Raw genomic sequence first — 19668 nt, forward strand, 5'->3', positions numbered from 1 at the left:
GTTGTTCTCAATATGGAATATAGGTATCAGTTGGCTCATGATAAATATAAAATTCTTTATATCCAATTTCTTGTAATTTACTCTTTGTTTCATAGTCTGCATCACTTGGATAGTTAGCATATTCACTCTGATGGTTATGATATTTTATATCACATCCACTATACGCCATTGACACTTCTTTTTCTTGATGATTGGTACCTGCGAAAAAATGATAAGTTGAACTATCCACGCACATAGACCATTCTACAGAAGTATTTTGAGTTAAAAAACTATAGATATCTCGATTCTGTTCACTAGTACCTTCAATAACCAATTGACCAGAAGATATTTGAAAAGATGTACCTTTAGGCAATTCCATTGTTGGAGCCCCATCCCATGATCCCATTGATACAAGAACCTCATCTGTATTTGTTTCGTTAGAGTAAAGTACACGCCCATCCACTCCAATTACATATAAAGTACCTCCGATTACTCCTTTTTCTTCATTTTGACTCAATACAGGCATTTCTTTTCGAATTTCATCAATAAGTGCCCTTGTTAATTTTTGTTTCATAAGTGTTTGATTTTAGTTTTGTGATTTCACAAATATAGAAACGATGGGATAAATCCCCATCTTATTTGCATCTTAATTATCAGCGGACTTTTCTTTAGCTTTTAAATGAGGTATTTCGTATTCTTCTATGATTGGTGGATCTATTACTTCAATATAATCTTTAGGCTCTCTATACCAAAATACCTTTTTTAATGATCTTATATATTGACTTAATTTTCTAGCACCTTTGTCATTATAAAAGCAATACAGAACAATACATCCGCGACGTTTTTTTTGAATAATCATTACTTGGCAATGATTATACTTATTTTCTAAATTTTCCCACATTCTTAAAGGATATGTAATTACAGTATCCGCATTATATGCTTTACGAGCATATTTTAAAGATTTATAAGTGAGAGGAAGGTCGCATAAAGAGGTCACTCTTTCCCCTGTATTTACAAAAAAATCTCCTTTGATTATTTCTAAATGATAAGTATTCACTTCAATCATAAATCCTGTTTTAAAACTAAAGTCAGCATAAATGGAATCTTTATCCCCGCAAAATATGGGAGGCACAGATACGTATGCAATAAAATTACTGTCTTTTGATAGTATACAATTATAATGTCGATTGTAGTCTCTAACTTGTTTTGAAGTAATGCATGTTAATCGATCACCGCCGGGAATATAATGGAATACAAAATCGCTGGACTGATTAAATCGTACTTGGTTTCTATCCAATGCATATCCATCAGATATATATCCACCAGAATTGAATAATTCTTTAGTTTTTTTATCTTCTTGAGAATATACTTTTGATATACTCAAAAGTAATAATGATAACAAGACTAAATCTTGCAGAACTCGCATAGCTTTTTATTAATTGTAGTATTAATTATAGTAACTGTAATCACTGTTAGCAGTACCATTGTAGTCACTAATATTTTCATAATTATAATTCCCGTAATAACTATTACCATAGCCATAACTATCTTCGTAATTACCATAACCAAAATAACCATAGGCATAGCCGTAGCTTTCCTCATGAGCACCAATGGTAGTATCAATGTCGGCTTTTTTTATTCGATATATTGTGGATATATCCGAAATGTCTACTTTTCTTACCTTTTTCCCATCTTCCCCCTCTAGGGTTGGGTCAAAATAAGAGATTTTTCCGTTTTCATCTGGTACTGCAAAGACTATAATAGTATGTCCTGTGCCATCAGGATTTACCATAGTTGCAACTTGATAATAGTCTCTGTTAGAAGTCATTGAACCTGGAACTGTATTACCAAATCCCATAACGCTAAGGACATTTCCAATTAATTCATTGGGAACTCCTCCCATTGCTGTAGGATCAAGACCATAAATATCTTTATAATCATTAGCATAATCTTGCGCAGATCGGGAGGGATCCATATGGTGCATGCAATTGAATAAACAATCCCAACTTGTAGTTCCACCATCTCCACCGTTGCAACATCTCATTTCCATTTCTGTCAGTACTGGCATCTCTTTCCGAATCTCATCAATGAGTGCTCTTGTTAATTTTTGCTTCATAAGTATTAAATTTTATTTGTGTGATTCTGCAAATATAGAAATAAATTTCGCATCTTTGCAAGAAATATAAATCTTTTTTTATGCAAACAAGACAATTCCCCTGGGAGTACCAAATGGATGCAAAAGACTGTGGCCCAGCATGTATCAAAATGATAGCAAAATACTACGGCAAATACTATTCGTTGCAATATTTGAGGGATTTATGTGGGATAACCAGAGAAGGAGTTTCCTTTTTGGATATTAGCTATGCTGCCGAAAAAATAGGGCTAAGAACTGTAGCGGTTAAGGCGACTATGGAGAATCTGACCAACAGGATTCCACTGCCATGTATCATACACTGGGACCAGCACCACTTCATAGTTGTGTATAAAACAAAAAAAGGGAAGATATATGTGTCCGATCCTGCCAAAGGCTTGCTTTCCTATCCGGAAGAGGATTTCAAAGACAGATGGTATAAGGAAGGGGAAGAATTCGGGATGCTGATGGTACTGGAGCCTATGGCAAACTTCAAGCAAATAGAAGCTCATGAACGGATCGAAAGATTCAAAAGTTTCGAAAACCTTCTCAACTATTTTACGCCATATAAAAAAGCATTCGGCATATTGTTCGCTATCATGTTGATAGCCACCGGACTGCAAGCAGTACTTCCGTTTATCTCAAAATCTGTAATAGATATAGGTATATATACTCAGGATATATCTTTCATCTACATGATGCTAATCGGCAATATTGTTCTTTTACTTAGTATAACGCTGTCAAATGTATTAAGAGACTGGGTCTTGCTGCACGTTTCTACCCGTGTCAATATCTCCCTCATATCGGACTATCTGATCAAATTAATGAAATTACCGGTGACTTTCTTCGAAAACAAACTGGTCGGTGATATCCTTCAACGGGCGGGCGATCATGAAAGAATACGCAGCTTTGTGATGAACAACTCCTTGGGGATGTTCTTCTCTATCATTACATTCGTTGTATTCAGCATTATACTGTTGATTTATAATCCTATGATCTTTTTTATTTTTATAGCGGGCAGTGGGATTTATGTAGCATGGATTTTCACCTTTTTGAGCATACGTAAAAAGCTCGACTGGGAGTATTTCGAACTGAATGCCAAGAACCAAAGTTACTGGGTGGAAACCATCGAAAATGTTCAGGAGATTAAAATAAACAATTACGAAGACCTTAAACGCTGGAAATGGGAAGCTATACAGGCAAGGATATACCGGTTGAATCTGAAAGTGCTGAAAATCAATAATGCACAGTCGCTTGGGGCGCAATTTATCAATAGTATGATGAATATTGCCGTCACGTTCTACTGTGCCATCGCCGTTATCAATGGAGATATCACTTTCGGAGTCATGATCTCAACGCAATTTATTATAGGGATGCTGAACGGACCTGTGGCACAGTTAGTCAGTTTTATACAATCTGCCCAGTATGCTAAAATCAGCTTTATGCGTATCAATGAAATTCATCAGCTGAAAGATGAAGACGATTCTTCGCCTGTGATAAGCAACAGTCTGAGTTTGCCTGTAGACAAAAGTTTATATCTGAAGAACGTATCATTTCAGTATTCGAGAAATGCTCCGCTGGTTTTGAAAAACATCACCTTGCAGATTCCTAAAGGAAAAGTGACCGCTATTGTCGGAGACAGCGGATGCGGCAAATCTACTTTACTCAAACTGTTGTTGCGTCTATACATGCCTTCTTACGGAGAAATCTGTATGGGAGATATGAACGTGAATAATATCAGTCTTCGCAATTGGCGTGCTAAATGCGGCTGCGTGATGCAGGACGGGAAATTGTTTAATGACACCATACAGAACAATATTGTACTGGATGATGCCAATATTGATTATGAGGCATTGCAGAAGGCTGTTGAAGTAGCCAATATCAGCCACGAGATAGAAGCTATGCCGCAGGGATACCAGACAATGATCGGAGAAATGGGCAGAGGTTTGAGTGGAGGGCAACGGCAGCGTGTACTGATAGCAAGAGCGCTCTACAAGGATCCGGACTATCTGTTTCTGGACGAAGCTACCAATGCACTTGATACGATTAATGAGCAAAAGATAGTAAGGGCATTAAATAACGTTTTCAAAAACAGGACAGTCATTGTGGTAGCTCATCGGCTAAGTACGATTCGCAGGGCAGACCAAATCATCGTATTAAAAGCGGGAATGATCATAGAGACAGGCAATCATCAAAGCCTGATGACAAACAAACAGTATTATTACAACTTAATTCAAAGCCAATATGAACCGGAAACAAACACCTTCTCCACAGAAGAAAGCGCAGACTAAATCATCCGGAAGAAGCGAAGAACTGGATGAGATTATTGACCGGATGCCCATGGCTTTCGGAAAATGGGTGGCACTGGCGGTCATTGTATTTGCAGCATTATTTCTATTGTTCGGATGGATTATCAAATACCCGGATATGGTGACCGGGCAAATTAAAATTAATGCGCAGAACCCGACCGTAAGGCTTGTTGCCAACAGTACGGGGAATTTGCTGCTTCTTTCGCACAAAGCACAGGAGGAGGTGAAGAAGGGGGAATATATAGCGGTCGTGCAAAATCCTGCTTCTACAGAGGATGTGCGGAAGATTGCGGATTTAATAAATCGAATAGATTTCGATGGCACCCATTTGCTTGCTCTTAAAGATACATTTCCCGACAAGGTATATTTAGGAGAAATCAACCCTCAATACTATGCCTTTCTTGCAGCTCTGAAAGCTCAATGTGACTATCTGCAGCAGAATGTCTACGAAAAGCAAAGAGAGAATATCACGACGAGCATTGAATGGAAAAAGAAGATTGTCCGAGAAGCGGAGGACTCGCAGAAAGCTGCAAAAGATAGAATGGATGTTGCCCGGAAATGGCTTAAACGTTATGTCTCTCTTGATCAGCAGGAAATAGCGACTTATGAATATGAGACCGATCAGATTAAAAATAATTACCTGACAACAGTACAGGAGGTACAAAACATAAATAGGGAGATTGCCTCGACCCGCATGCAAATCACAGAAGCATACCATCGGCTGGAGCAACTGGAAGTGGAACAACTGGAGAAAGAACGGGAACTGAAAGTGGAACTTTTGTCCACTCATCAGAACTTGATAGCAAATATGGCCGCATGGGAACAGAAATATGTTTTCAAAGCTCCTTTTGATGGAAAAGTAGAGTTCCTGAAATTTATTTCAGATGGTCAATTTGTGCAGGCAGGAGAAGCGGTATTTGGAGTGATACCCAAGGAAAACCATATATATGGTCAGGTGCTGCTTCCGGCCAATGGAGCCGGAAAGGTAAAAGAAAACAGTAAAGTCGTTATTAAGTTAGAGAACTATCCCTACATGGAGTATGGATATATAGAGGGATATGTATCTTCTATTTCTTTGGTCACCCAAACGCAGAAAACAGGAGAAAAGACCATTGAAACATATTTGATTAACGTTGAATTACCCAACGGATTAACAACTAATTATGAAGAGACTCTCGACTTTAAATATGAGTTGGGAGGAACTGCCGATATTATTGTAAAAGACAGACGATTGATAGAACGCCTGTTTGATAATTTAAGGTATCGGACTAAATAAAACTCATACTCAAATTTACGCTCCATAGGAATTCAACACGACTTTTGCCCTCATGCTCTAACAGTCCGTCTGTATCCCTTTATTCATCGTGGTTTCGGGCGTGGTAGCAAGTGTGGTGGCAAGTATGAGAGCAAACGGTTGCTCTCACTCAGTTTCGTCGCATTATATGTTGTTTTTTACTGCTATTATTTGATTTACAGAGTATTAATGTCTGAAGTGTCAACTATTAACGATTGGCATTTCAGCCATTAATAACTGAGAAATCAGGTGTTAATAGCTGATAACTCACGCATTATTGACCGATATATGATTGAATGCTTCCTGAAAGATCAGGTTGATTGAAACATTTCATGCGGTCAAGTTAATCCAATCATATAAGTCAAGCGCCAGTTTCCTGCTTGGGAAACTGGCATTCCCTTATAAGGGAACGGCAGTTCCAAGGCAGGAAACGAGCGTTTCCGATATAGGGAACGCTCGTTTCCAAAATAAGAAATTAAAGGAAACTGTAAGCCATTCAGATACAATGATATAGGGAAATCATGGTAAGAAATGAACCATCTACGTGTGATTGATGTCATATTTTATTATAAGGTTAATGCGAGCAAAAAGTCTGTTTTTATTAGAGGAAAAGTTTGTATGCCGTAATATAATATCGTACCTTTACAGGAATTAAGCGATAAACAATATTGGTAGATAAACAGACAAAAAAGAATGAAAATAACTTTAATCAGACAAGACAGCGGGAGTGGAAAAGAAGCTCTAAGCATATGCGAAGCAGGTACATTATTCAACAAAATGAAAACGGAGACAAAATCGGGACACATTACGGCTTTGCGAAACCTGATACCGATGCTGGAAGGTACGTACAGCCAGTACGAACATATAGACAAACTGCCATATATCTATTCTGCCGTAGAATGTACCCGCACTAAAGAAGGCGAACGAAAAATGAAACAATATAACGGACTGGTGCAGTTGGAAGTGAACCGGCTGGCAGGCCCGTCCGAAATGGAATATGTGAAACGGCAGGCGGCACTCTTGCCTCAGACTTTCGCCGCATTCTGTGGTTCCAGTGGCCGTAGCGTGAAGATATGGGTGCGTTTTGCCCTGCCGGATGACAGAGGACTGCCCGAAAAAGAAGCGGAAGCGGAATTATTTCATGCTCATGCCTACTGGCTGGCGGTAAAGTGCTACCAGCCGATGCTTCCTTATGATATTAATCTGCAAGCACCGGTGCTGACACAGAAGTGTCGCATGACACTGGACGAATCTCCATATTACAATCCCGATGCAGTGCCGTTCTGTCTGGAACAACCGCTCGCTATGCCCGGTGAAGAAACTTTCCGGCAGCGCAAGCAGGGTGAAAAGAATCTGTTGTTGCGATTGAAACCGGGATATGAGTCTGCAAAAACTTTCACGAAGATTTATGAAGCGGCGTTGAACAGGGCATTTCAGGAAATGGAAGACTGGAAGCGTGGAGATGATTTGCAACCTTTGCTTGTACACCTTGCCGAGCATTGTTTCAAAGCGGGTATCCCCGAAGAAGAAGCGGTCCGGCAGACACTCATTCATTACTATCGGGAAGAGGATGAGCGAATCATACGCTCGACGATTCATAATCTTTATCAGGAATGTAAGGGTTTTGGTAAGAAAAACAGTATCGGAAGGGAGCAGGAGACGGCTTTTCTGCTGGAAGAATTTATGAACCGTCGTTATGAATTTCGTTTTAACACCGTGTTGGATGATCTGGAATACCGCCAGCGTGATTCCATCCACTTTTACTTTAAGCCCGTGGACAAACGTGTGCGCAACAGTATCTCTATCTGTGCCTTGAAAGAAGGGATCAATGCCTGGGATCGTGATGTAGACCGTTTTCTGAATTCGGAATATGTTCCTTTGCACAATCCTGTAGAAGAATATCTTTATGATGTCGGCCGTTGGGACGGGAAAGACCGTATCCGTGCATTGGCAGGATTGGTTCCTTGTACGAATCCGTACTGGCAGGAGTTGTTTTATCGTTGGTTTCTGAGCATGGTGGCGCATTGGAGAGGGGTGGATCGGCAGCATGGAAACAGTACGTCACCTTTGCTTGTCGGTCCGCAAGGGTATCGTAAGTCAACGTTTTGCCGGATTATTCTGCCGCCTGAGTTGCGTTTCGGCTATACGGACAGTATTGATTTCAAGAGTAAGCAGGAAGCGGAGCGTTATTTAGGACGTTTTTTTCTGATCAACATTGATGAGTTTGATCAGATCAATGTCAGCCAGCAGGGGTTTCTGAAGCATTTGTTGCAAAAGCCTGTTGCTAACTTGCGCAAGCCTCATGGCAATACTATTCGTGAAATGCGTCGTTATGCTTCCTTTATCGGCACCAGCAATCAGAAAGATTTGCTTGCCGATCCCAGTGGCAGCCGTCGTTTTATCTGTATTGAGGTGATAGCTCCTATCAAAATCAATGCTACCATCAATTACAAACAGCTTTATGCTCAGGCGATGGAAGCCATTTATAAGGGTGAGCGTTACTGGCTGGATGATGAGGATGAAAAGATTTTGAAGCAGACGAACCGTGAATTTGAGCAGGCGAGCCCGTTGGAACAGTTGTTCCATTGTTATCTCCGTCCGGCGGAAGAAGAGGAGGGAGGCGAATGGATGACGTCCATGCAGATTCTGAATTATTTGCAGACGAAGACACGGGACAGGTTGGCTATCAATAAGGTAGCTGTGTTCGGCCGTGCGCTTCAGAAGCTGAATATTCCCTGCCGGAAGTCCGGTAAGGGGACACTTTATCATTTGCTGAAAATAGAATGATTGGTAGCAACGTGAGGGCAAACGGTTGCTCTCACGCTGCTATCATTGGATCTCTAATCGCTGTAACTCCGATGAATAGGGGGATTGAAGCGGGAATGAGAGCGTGAGGGCAAAAGTGCTGTCATTTTTCATTTGGAAAAAAAGTTATTTCGCTACAGTCGCCTCAACGAGACTATCCATATCAAAATCAATATTATAATCCTTTTCTATTTGAATCCTTCTTATTTGATTGACCAGCGAATGCGGTTTCACCCTTCGGGTCATCTCTATTTCCAGCAACCTTTCGGGAAAGCGTTTACGGATTTCATCTATATTTCTCATGAAAAGTGAATCTTTATTTTCGTAGAGAGAATTGGCGGCTTCTGCCAGGATAAAAGCTCCCAAGCTGTCGGGATATTGTTTTAGTACTGCTTGAAGGAAAACCTTGCTTTTTCCAAAGCTTTCGTGGGCTTCAGCGTGCATATCTTTGGCAGCTTGAAGTAGTCCCAGTTGGAACAGATACTCACCAGTAATTGCGTTTTTCTCCATAGCAAGTGTTTGTATGTATAGGGCGGAGTCCAGTTCTCCCATTTCAGATAAAAGTTTGGCTTTCATGCCGTAATAGTCAGGATTTAAACTGTCGATTGCCAAAGCTTTGTCCAGAAAGCGGATGCATTTTCGGGTGGAGTCTACATCATAGGAAGATTCCATCAGGGCTATTGCTTGCCGGTAGAGGCTGTCTGCCTGAAGATTGATACAATGAGGAGTGATGTCTGCTTTAGACTCTTGCCGGGAATGGCAACCTGTAGCTGCAATAATCATTGGCAAGATAGTTAATAAGAGGCTTAATTTCTTGGGTTTCATATTCATAATTCTTATCATCCAATTTTATAAAAAGTAAGACTGGCGAAGAACTCGATAAGAAAATGTGTCTAATCTGATCTTATTTTGTTCTTCGTCAGTCTTTTCTTGTTTTGTTAAATGCCTAGCTGCTCTCTTGCCCAGGCTTCATCATGTCTTATTCTGTAAAGGTATATTTCGGACATATTCCACCATGCGCTGCCTGCGACAGTATAATCCAATGGATCTTTGTCACGGCGAGCCGTAGGAGTAAATCGGATATAGTTGTAAGCTTGCTTTCCACTCACATTGTTTTTAGCTGTGGCATGGCCACCGTTTGTTGTCGGCAGATTGAATTCTTCATTACCCATACTTTCAAAGAACTCACCGTTCATACTTCCATATATTGTTGCGGCTTTTACGTCACCTCCGTTATTCACTCTGCTTTGACGTGCATCATATTCAAAACAAAGGTCCTTTAATGGTTTGTTCAGTTTGATCTGGACATAATGTGCTTCTGTTGTAACAGGAGCATTCCACTTGGTATGATAATAAGTATTCACCTTCCCGTCAATCAATGCCGGTAAACCGCCTCCGTCTCCGACATGATTAGCATTGTCGGAAAGCATATCGATAGTAAGAGTAACACGTTCCATTTCGGAAGCTTCGCCGGAAATGCCTGTTATTGTTACCGGACTATCTGTCTCCATACCAGTCGGACCATAGGTGTTGATAGTAAATGAGTATTCACCTGCACATTGGTAAGTATCATCTATGATATAGGATGTTGTCTTATAGTCATTTATTAAGATCTCTTTATTTTCTTTCGTGACTTTATCGTAATAGGTAATCTTTATCTTGTTGAAGTCTACATCTTCAGGTATCTCCCATTGCAGCTGAATACTTCCGGCTCCCGGAGTAGCAGTAGCATTGATCACATTTAAAGGAGGTGTCGCGATAAATCCGGCCTGTTTTACTGTGACTACGAACTGACTTGGTACTTTGTCGGTGCTATTGGTACTCTTGAAGGTTATCTTTCCTTCACGAGGTTGATTCTCAACTTCAGTGTTGGCTTTAATGATAAAGCTTTCGGAGACATCACGCAGTGCTCTTGAAGCGGGTAATGATACTGGAGTGATCCAGGATTGGGCGGATTCTTCGACTTCATAGGTATATGACACTTCACCGGCAGGAGAATTTACTTTGAAAGGAATAGTGATTGTTTCTCCCATTGCTTTCACTTCATAGATCTTCTTGTCTTCATCGATTTCGACTATATAACCTCTAGGTTGTTGCTTTATCAGGAAAGAAGCTGTATAGCTGTAATTCTGGGAAGACTGGAGGATAATCGTACAATAACGTACGTCAGTCTCGGTGCTTTTATCCAGCGTAAATTTCAGTTCCTGTTTGTTTACGTCTTCCGCTGCACGCGTCTTTGCATCAAATGTGGCAGGTTGCTCTGCCAGACGTATCCAGTTGCAAGTGTCTGGTATAATGATATTATCCAGATTCAGGTTGGTCGCTACAGGAATTGTCAATGTTTCTCTTTCTGCATCTATTATTTCTACATATCCTTCCTGTTGTAGCTTGTCACCTATCAGGATGGCCGGTTCTTTACCAAACTGCGAGACAGTGATGGAATAGCTTTGATGACCATAGGCTACAGTGATTTCTGCCCGGCGTTGTTTGTATATATTGTTTGCACTGGCAGATACGACTACTTTGCCCTCGTGTTGTACTACCTTGCACCATTCTGCATTGGACTGGGCACTCCATCTGTCGAGTGGTACATTGGTCTGCACTTCAATTTCATGTTCTCCTCCCAGAAGTGGGAAAGTGATAGGTGCCTGACTTTTATCAGGAACTACGAGCGTTTCTACTTTAAACTCGGTTTCGTAATCGGGCGAACAAGAGATAAGTCCGGAAGCAATTCCGAATATGCTTGCGAGCCCGATGATTAATATATTTTTTTTCATACTCATTTGATTTGATTACAAGTTATCTACTCTTGGGTTAAATTCATATCGTAGTTTGGCTTTCACTTCCCGGTAAGGGGCGGTGGATTCCAGGCGATATTTATAATGCAGACGGAACTCTTTGTAATAAGTGGCACGTCCGTCGGGAGTACGGATAGCGTTTAACAGGAATGTGTTGTCGTAATCATCGATTGGGGTAAGTTGTACTACATCGACCGGATCCACTTCCACATCATTAACTCTGTCATGCGCTCTGATGGTAAGTTCTCTGGCCTGAGGATTCTCCGGTTGCTGCTCGCCAATTTCCAGAATGATACTCTTAGATACAATTCTGCTTCTTGCTGTCTTATAATCGCCAAGATCTTCATCACCTGCCATCATGCGTACCGAATTGGCACCGATCGGGAATACTTGATTGGCATTTGTCGGTCTACGGACTTCGGGACTACCACTGGGGTTAGGAATTACAATCGTACTGCTTGTATAATTGTAGTAGGTAGAAGTCTTTGTCGTTGCGTAATAGTTTTCTTTATAGATACGCAATAATACATGACTTTTATCCGGATTATAATTAGGTGTTTTTTCCGGATCTATCTTGTAATCCAGAAAATAAATAGAATCCGGTGAAATCCTTTCCAGATTTTTCAGATAGATCGGAAACATTACTTTGGAAGTGCCTGCCTGAATATCCAGTTCCTTATTGGGAAAATCATAGCATTCATCGGGAAGCAGTTTGGCAAATTTTTCTTTTTCTATATCAAAGTTGGATTTGTTGTATGCTTTCAGCAAAGAATCCGATTCCAGAAGAGCTACATGGTGTGTGTTAGGGCTTATTTGTGAGCCGCTAACCGTGGCAACCAGATAGATCGTATCTTTTTCTTGTCCTACATTAGCCACCTGCCGGTCGTAGATCAGACTCGAATTACTGAGTAAGCCTACTTCGTTCCGGTATTGTTCCTGGTCGAAATCGTATTCATTGCAAGCACTCAATACACCTATAAGGGTGCAGAGCATTATATTAAATTTCTTTTTCATATTCAGTCTGTTATTCATGTTTTGATATTATCTGTCCCATCCGAAATTCTGGTCGGCATTGGGAACCTTCAGCAATTCATCATGGCGGATCGGTAAGAATACCATTTTAGGCAGTGCAATGCGGTCTCGCACATTTTGTGTATTGATCGTCACAATATTCCAGAATCCTTCATTACCGTTGGCATTTGTACGGTCTTTTGTCACATCCAGTCCCCGCCAGTTGGAGCTGTTGGCATCTTCGTCCAGATAGGTTCCCCACCTGCGCGTATCGAAATATCGGTATCCTTCGTTAAAGAGCTCTACCTGACGTTCATTGCGGATGATTTTTTCAAAATTGTCTGCTTCTGCCATGTCGTTGGCATCTACTCCCGGCAAGCCGACGCGATAACGTATCATGTTGAAATATTTAGTCATTTCTGCCGGATCACGGCTAACGGTTTCCTCAATAAGTGTACCTGTATTGTCGGATACTTCTACGGTCACTGTACCTTCTACACGGTTCAATGCTTCTACATATTCCAGTAGCACTTCACCATAACGAATGATAGGGAACGGTTTAGGGCTGGTGACGAATGCGCCTTTTACACTCCCTTTGCCGTTAGCCCATGAGTCGTCCGGATGAATGTATTTGACGGGAACATAACCGCTGACACTGTAGTCGTTTACGTTATTTCCGGCACCGGCAATTCCGGCATTGGTATCATCGTGAGAATACCAGAATTGCTGATTGACGTAGGAGGCGTCGGTAGAAGCTGAACTCATCGGCCAGTAGCGACCCGGAAAACCTATCGAGGCATAGAAGCGTGCCGAACGATTGGCGTACATCATAGGTACGTTTTCCCTCAGTAGGTATGTCCCCAGTTTTTTGGATTCGCCGGTGAGTCTGCTGAAGTCCGGTTCATATGGATATTCTGCCGATGAATTATGAATAGTCCGCCCATCTGCCATCAGATAGCAATCAATTACCCTCTGCGGCACAGACATTGAACCCCATCCGCCAAACTTGACAGGGAATGAGTGATGGGTATAGTTAGTGACGTTACTGGATTCCATCGCCCAGATGAATTCTTTATTAGTCTGTATGATACCTTCTCCTGTGAACATGTCGGAGTAAGAGTGATAAGGATCGATATTGCCTGCTCCGTCAGGGAAGTTAGCAGTAGGGACATTGGAGGCCAGAGGATATGGGTTCTGGGCATCTGCTTCCACTGTATGTAGCTCGTATCCCATTTTGGTCAGCTGTTTGGCGGCAGCTGCTGCAACGGCCCAGCGTCTCGGGTCATACTCTTGATTGACATAGTAGGCTCCGTCGCTTTTACGTTTCCAGGTCCCGAAACATTTACGGGCTGCAGCTCCGCCATTGAAAAGCGGTGAAGCCTGGAAGAGGCGCAAACGGGCGATGAGTGCCATGGCTGCTCCTTTGGTCGGACGTTGATAATAGTTGACGCTTTGCTCATCCGCCGAATAGATGCCTTGAGTTGCCAGTCGGAATTCATCGCATATATAATCTACAGACTCATCATAGGTAGCCCGTTCGCGATTATAATATTCGGCAGGTTCGGAGGTGCTCAGTTCTTCATCGCCCACGATAATCAACGGTCCCCAGTTCATCAAAAGATGATAATAAGCGTACCCACGCATAAAGTGAACATATCCGATATAACGTCTTCTGTCCATTTCGTTCATATCAGGTACATTGTAGACTTCTTTAAGCATTTTGTTACATCTTGCTACAATGACATACATGTCGTACCATTGGTTTTGGATAGGCAGATTTCTGCTGTTGATGGTACCTACGGAAAATTGTAGTCCCCAAAATTCATTTGTCTGATATTTAAGTGTTATTTCGTCCGAAGCAGATTCCCCCGGATTCCAGGAATTTCCCCAGATAGCCCCTGCGTCGGGAAAACCTTTCGGAGTGTTCCAGAGATAACCTTCAGCATTTTTCTTGCTGTGAAAGATGGAGTCTTCTTTGAAAGTAGCTTCGAAGTATGGGTCTACATCCAGAAAATTGCAGGAACTGAGTAGTAGTGTACTTCCTACTGTTGCTCCCAATATTATTTTGAATAACTTTTTCATGAGTGTTCTATATTATTTTTAGAATTTAAGATAAACCTGGAACGTGTAAGTTGCCGGTATCGGATAAGCGGCCCCGTTTGCAGATGCCTGTTCCGGATCAAAATACTTCACTTTGTCGATAGTAAAAAGGTTGTTGGCAACAAACTCCAGATCGACAGAAGATAGTCTTGTCTTTTTTATCCATGGAGTCTTCAGGTTGTACTTCAGACTGAGTTCCTGAAAGCGCAGGAAAGAACCGTTCCGTTTCCAGAAAGAGGAAAGCTGGGAGTTGTTCGTATTACCTCCGTAGGAGAGACGTGGGAATTCTGCATGGGGATTTTCCGTAGCGGTGGTGCCTGAATACCATGCGGGCGTCCATCTGTTCTTGGGATTGTTGGCCAGCTTGATAACGTTGCCGAGTTCTCCGTTATAGAAGGGAATCCATCCTGCGTCATTACCGAGTCCCGAACGGTAGTAGTCTACTTTTGCCGAACCTTTGAAAAGGAAGCTGAGGGTTAAGTCTTTCCAATGAAAATCGGCTCCGAACCCATACATTACCCGGGGGAGTTGGTTGGAATAAGACAAAGGTACTTTGTCATCGTCATTGATAATACCGTCTCCATTTACGTCACGATATTTGATATCTCCCGGACGAATGCGGCCGAATCCGCTTTGGTCGGCACTTGTGTTGATTTCTTCTTTACTGGAGAAGAGACCTTCTGCAATATATCCGCGAAGGATGTTAAAGGGTTTTCCGGTTACACTCAGATAATCATAAGGTAACTTGTTTTCTTCATAGTAATCAATAATATTCTGAGAGAAAGTGTAATTGCCGCGTACAGTGAAGCTCATGTCTTTATTGATCTGGTGGAAGAATTCGAAGTTTCCGTCAGAACCATAGCTATGCATTTTTCCTACATTTGATTTCGGGACGGTAACCATACCTACAAACTTAGGCAGCGTCACACGATCCTGGAAGATGTGATCACGTGTATCGCGGAAAAAGTCAACAGTGACAGAGAGCTTGTCGTGGAAGAACTTGGCATCGATACCAAAGTTGAGTTTCTTTGCTACTTCCCATTGAAGGTTGTCGGCTCCTTTCACAGTTTCTGTAATACCCCGTTCACGATATCCCCAGTAAGAGGCGGCATTGTCATTGATTAATGTCAAATAAGGGAACCGGTCACCACTGATCTGGTCATTACCTACCTGACCGTAGGAGCCGCGGAACTTGAGGAAGCTTAACCAGGGAATGGCCTCATTGACCCAGTTATAGGATGTCGGTACCCAGCCTACAGCAATGGAAGGGAAGAAGCCGAATCTTTTTCCTTTTCGAATTGTGCAGAACCTGTGTAACCGAAGTTTGCATCAATGAAATAGCAATTGTTATAGCCATAGGAAACACGTCCTGATAAGTTTTGACGCCGTTGAGGAATGGCATTGATACCCATCGCGTCATACTTCCATTGGGTGTTATGAACATCTTCCATGTAATATAAAGCCAATGCTCCTAGTGAGTGCAAACCAAATGTACGGTCCCAGTTGGCTTTGGCTTCCATGTAGTATTTTCTGTATCTGTTGTTATTTTGTGTATATTTCATGTTCTCTTTGGCAGTACGTAATGTTTTGATGAGTACCCCTTGTGAACTTCTTCCTGTAGCGCGGTAGAGGTCAGGCCATATGTAACGTCCTTCATTGAAATAATTGATATTTTCGCTCATCGCTTGTACCGACGCTGTCATTCCTTTCAGGAATCCTCCGAATTTCTGTTCAAGTTTGAGTGTAAGCATATTACGCTGAGTTTCATCTTGCGTGTATCCGGTGTTATTTAGCATGACATACGGAGAAGCAAGGTCATGTTTTCCATAAGAAGGGAAGGTACCGTCTGAATAGGTTTTAGGAAACATCAGTGGAGTTAGCTGACGGACTGCTGACCATACCGTATTCGTGTTTTGTCCACCCGGGCTGGTATAGTTGGAAATATATCCGTCCAGACCAAAATAAACTTTGGTTGTTTTGGTCAGATTCATGTCAATATTGGCACGATATGTTATTTTTTTATATGACAAAGGCTTTTTGAACAGGTTGTCTTCCTGCCGGTAGGCCGCTCCTTCATCCTGATACCCTAATGAAAGATAATATCTGGCTATGTCGCCTCCTCCTTGTGCATTGATGTAATAGTTCTGTTGGATAGATGTGCGTTTCATTATTTCATCTATCCAGTTAACATCCGGGTAGAGGTCTTTATCCAAATTGTATTTTATCAGATCCAGTTCCAGACGGGAGTAAAGGTCGTCTTCACCCGACATGGCACGTGCCTCATTGGCAAGGAGAGCGTAGTCATAAGCTCCCAGGTATTCGGGCAGACGTTTGATGTGCGATACTTTTAATGTTGCTCGTCCTGTGATGGTAAGTTTGCCTGTTTCTCCACGTTTAGTGGTAACCAAGACCACGCCATTGGCACCTCGGGTACCATACACTGCGGTGGCGGAGGCGTCTTTCAGGATACTGAACGATTTTACATCATCAGGATCAATGTCTTCAAGGCGGCCTTCGATACCGTCAATCAGCACTAATGCACCGGAGCTGGCTCCGAAAGTACTGATACCACGAATCCAGAAGTTGGAGATGTTTTTTCCCGGTTCGCCCGAACTCTGCATGGTGATGACACCAGCCAACCGTCCGCCGATCATGTTGTTGAGGGAAGTACCGGGAGTACTGAGCTGGGCTACATCAATGGTACTGATTGCACCTACTACTGATATCTTTTTTTGTGAAGTCATACCTGTGACCACTACTTCGTCAAGCTTGGTGTCATCTTCTTCCAATGTAACTTTGAGTGTCATTTCATCTTTAGTCACCAGTTTCTCGATAGATTTCATTCCAATAGCCTGAATGACTAATATTTGGTTGGCATCTACTTTGATACTGAATTTACCATCCATATCTGCTGAGGTTCCCACTCCCGGTGCATTCTTAACATAAATGGTAGTACCCGGTAGCGGTTCACCGGTTTTGTCTATTACGACCCCCGCTACAGTAAACTGTTTTTTCTTATTGTCTTGACTGTAACTCGTCAGCGGTATAAGCGCCATGATCAGTACAATCAGTAGAAAATTATTTCTCATATTGTATTTTGTATAAGGTTATTCAATGGATAATTTACGAATCACTTTGTTCTGTGTGTCGGCTACATATACAATAGTTCCATCACTGTTGACTGCTACTCCGCAAGGGAAGTGGAATTTGGCAATTTCCGGACCTCCATCCTTATAACCTTCCGCTCCCGGCAGACCGATAGGTGTGGTTACGGCTGCTCTTTCTTTCGGCATAGTAGTATCTATTACGCGGATGCAGGAATTACCACTGTCAGCAATGTACATTTTTCCGTCGTCGGTGAAACAAATCTGGCGCGGGTGTCTGAATTTGGCGTTCTTCAGCAAGCCGTCTTCCCAGCCCTTCCCGTTCATAACTCCTTCGTAGATTGCTTTTCCTGCGTATGATTCTCCGTTATAAGTGTCTTTATCTTCCGGAGTGATCTTGGATACGTCCACTCTCCAAATCTGGTGAAAATCTGCAAGAGATACATAGAGTACGTTTTCTTCTCCTTTAATAGGGCTGAATGCGATATAGGAGTCACTTCCTGCTTTGCCGCCGTCGCCTGTTGCTACATTAGATATTTTCTTTAGCAAAATTTCTGCTGTACGGTTTTTAGGATTGATTCGAACCAATTGCCCTTTCCACATGACCGTATAGATCATATGATCCAGCTTGTTGATTACAAAGCAATGCTTCCAGTTGTTTTCGTCTACGGTGCTGAGTTCTTCTGATTTCAAGACTGTTCTATATCGGGGAACATAATTTAGAAGTTTTTGCATATCATAATATTTCATGCCGGCATCATCCGGAATGTAAACAGCTTCAGCATCTTTTTCATCAGAATAAGCCGGTGCATTAATATATGCAGTTCCATATTTTAATACAATGGAAGAATTGCTGGCGATGGAAATCATTGAAATGTTTCCGTTTACGCCTTCACCTTTTTCATTACGGCAGGTTGTGTTTGGTTGTTTGTCTTTTCCACTGTCTCCTTTACGGTCTACCACAAATATATTGTCTTCACCGTCTATACAGAGATAGAAAGGAGAGGAGAAAGTACATGTGGCAAGGTCACCACCAACGGTGTTTATATTATTGTCCGGTGATGCAAGTCCTGCTACCGTACTAACACTGGTTTGTGTCTTGTATAGGAATTGGTCTGGTGCTTTGCCTATGTATTCTTGACCGTCGGGCGTTCTTCTTTCTACAAGAATATTCATCTCTCTTTTGAAGGTGAGTCCTTTGGGAACAAATGCATAGATTCTGCTACCGTTACTGCTGACTAATCCGGCAGGATGTCTGATCCCGTCTACATCTTCAAAATAGACTTTCATGCCAGTGGTGTCTGTACCGAAGTTGCGGCCTTCGATGATCATCGGAGTGGCTATACCTCCGGAATCAGGATAAAATTCTGTAATCTCAATAGGCTGGTTTGGGTTGAACCCGCTGCTTCCATTGATGTCGTCATCTGAACAGGAAGCTAACCACGCGAAAGCTGTAATGAACAGCGTCCAATAAACTCTTCTTTTTCGCATTGTTTTTCTGTGATAAAAGGTTAATAATTAGATTGGTTAAAAAAAGTGATAGGGAAACCTACTCTTGTGTGTCTACTATGTGGGTAGAACTAGGGTATGCATACAAGGGGTATACGTTTGTTTTTGTATGTATGAGTAAGTTTGAAAATATATGGGTGTGTTTGACTGCTATTATTCATCTTCTTAAATTGGGGGTATTGAAGTTGATAATGAACTCAGAATACATATTATACCTATTCTGATCTGTGCTGAAATAAAGTAAAGAATGAGATCAAATTCTCCGATTTTGAAAGGCGGAGGGCTGTTGCTAAGAGTTTTCATAAATGTTAATTTAAGGTTGTAATCATATTGATTAATTGGGGCTAAGTCGTAATAGGACTTGGTATTTTTATACCCCAAAGTATATTTTCTACTGTTTCCATAGGCTATTCAAAGGTTATTAAGTGCATGTACTATTCTAAGACGGTGTAAAGTTATTAATAAAATCGAAAAATACAATATCTTTTTTATTTTAATTATCAACAAACACCATTTTTTTAGAATCTCAATTCTACTATATAGTTCATAAATTGTCATCCCAAGCATTCATCAACCAATTAATCAATTATATATAAGACACTTATATACACACATACCAAGTCCTATT

At 41.6% G+C, this 19668-nt stretch carries 11 protein-coding genes and 1 pseudogene; 3 read left to right on the plus strand and 9 right to left on the minus strand.

Annotated elements, in window-relative coordinates:
* Nucleotides 1-7: 7 nt before the first annotated feature.
* The 3 genes from HMPREF9007_RS21950 to HMPREF9007_RS21940 all read right to left on the minus strand — a co-directional run bounded on the left by HMPREF9007_RS21950 (nt 8) and on the right by HMPREF9007_RS21940 (nt 2095).
* Complete coding sequence (locus HMPREF9007_RS21950) at nt 8-553, minus strand: JAB-like toxin 1 domain-containing protein (RefSeq protein ID WP_008759960.1); 546 nt, start codon at nt 551-553, stop codon at nt 8-10.
* A 72-nt stretch (nt 554-625) separates the two neighbouring features.
* On the minus strand, nt 626-1405 hold the full coding sequence (locus tag HMPREF9007_RS21945; RefSeq protein WP_008759961.1) for a hypothetical protein: 780 nt from the start codon (nt 1403-1405) through the stop codon (nt 626-628).
* 21 nt (nt 1406-1426) lie between these two features.
* On the minus strand, nt 1427-2095 hold the full coding sequence (locus tag HMPREF9007_RS21940) for a hypothetical protein (RefSeq protein WP_008759962.1): 669 nt from the start codon (nt 2093-2095) through the stop codon (nt 1427-1429).
* Between the two features lie 80 nt (nt 2096-2175).
* On the opposite strand from HMPREF9007_RS21940, the gene HMPREF9007_RS21935 reads away from it, so the two are divergent.
* The 3 genes from HMPREF9007_RS21935 (at nt 2176) to HMPREF9007_RS21925 (ending at nt 8500) form a co-directional block, all read left to right on the plus strand.
* Entirely contained in the window at nt 2176-4401 is a 2226-nt protein-coding gene (locus HMPREF9007_RS21935) for a peptidase domain-containing ABC transporter (protein WP_008759963.1), read from the plus strand.
* Entirely contained in the window at nt 4355-5695 is a 1341-nt protein-coding gene (locus tag HMPREF9007_RS21930) for an HlyD family efflux transporter periplasmic adaptor subunit (RefSeq protein WP_008759964.1), read from the plus strand. The genes HMPREF9007_RS21935 and HMPREF9007_RS21930 overlap by 47 nt, the downstream gene beginning before the upstream one ends.
* Before the next feature lie 711 nt (nt 5696-6406).
* Complete coding sequence (locus tag HMPREF9007_RS21925) at nt 6407-8500, plus strand: BT4734/BF3469 family protein (protein ID WP_008759965.1); 2094 nt, start codon at nt 6407-6409, stop codon at nt 8498-8500.
* Nucleotides 8501-8644: 144 nt separating this feature from the next.
* On the opposite strand, the gene HMPREF9007_RS21920 is transcribed toward HMPREF9007_RS21925, so the two are convergent.
* From HMPREF9007_RS21920 to HMPREF9007_RS21895, 6 genes and pseudogenes are all read right to left on the minus strand, one after another.
* Complete coding sequence (locus HMPREF9007_RS21920; RefSeq protein WP_022471533.1) at nt 8645-9343, minus strand: hypothetical protein; 699 nt, start codon at nt 9341-9343, stop codon at nt 8645-8647.
* Between the two features lie 113 nt (nt 9344-9456).
* Nucleotides 9457-11301 (minus strand): BACON domain-containing carbohydrate-binding protein, encoded by a 1845-nt coding sequence (locus HMPREF9007_RS21915; RefSeq protein WP_008759967.1) that lies wholly within the window; start codon nt 11299-11301, stop codon nt 9457-9459.
* 9 nt (nt 11302-11310) lie between these two features.
* Nucleotides 11311-12330, minus strand: coding sequence for a DUF4361 domain-containing protein (locus tag HMPREF9007_RS21910; protein WP_008764488.1), 1020 nt, complete (start codon nt 12328-12330; stop codon nt 11311-11313).
* Nucleotides 12331-12357: 27 nt separating this feature from the next.
* On the minus strand, nt 12358-14409 hold the full coding sequence (locus HMPREF9007_RS21905) for a RagB/SusD family nutrient uptake outer membrane protein (RefSeq protein ID WP_008759969.1): 2052 nt from the start codon (nt 14407-14409) through the stop codon (nt 12358-12360).
* 18 nt (nt 14410-14427) lie between these two features.
* Nucleotides 14428-17516: pseudogene (locus HMPREF9007_RS21900) on the minus strand (TonB-dependent receptor).
* A gap of 18 nt (nt 17517-17534) precedes the next feature.
* Nucleotides 17535-19022, minus strand: a complete 1488-nt coding sequence (locus tag HMPREF9007_RS21895; protein WP_008759970.1) for a hypothetical protein — start codon at nt 19020-19022, stop codon at nt 17535-17537.
* Nucleotides 19023-19668: the final 646 nt, after the last annotated feature.

The sequence above is a fragment of the Bacteroides sp. 1_1_14 genome (genome assembly GCF_000162515.1).
Taxonomy (GTDB): Bacteria; Bacteroidota; Bacteroidia; order Bacteroidales; family Bacteroidaceae; genus Bacteroides; species Bacteroides thetaiotaomicron.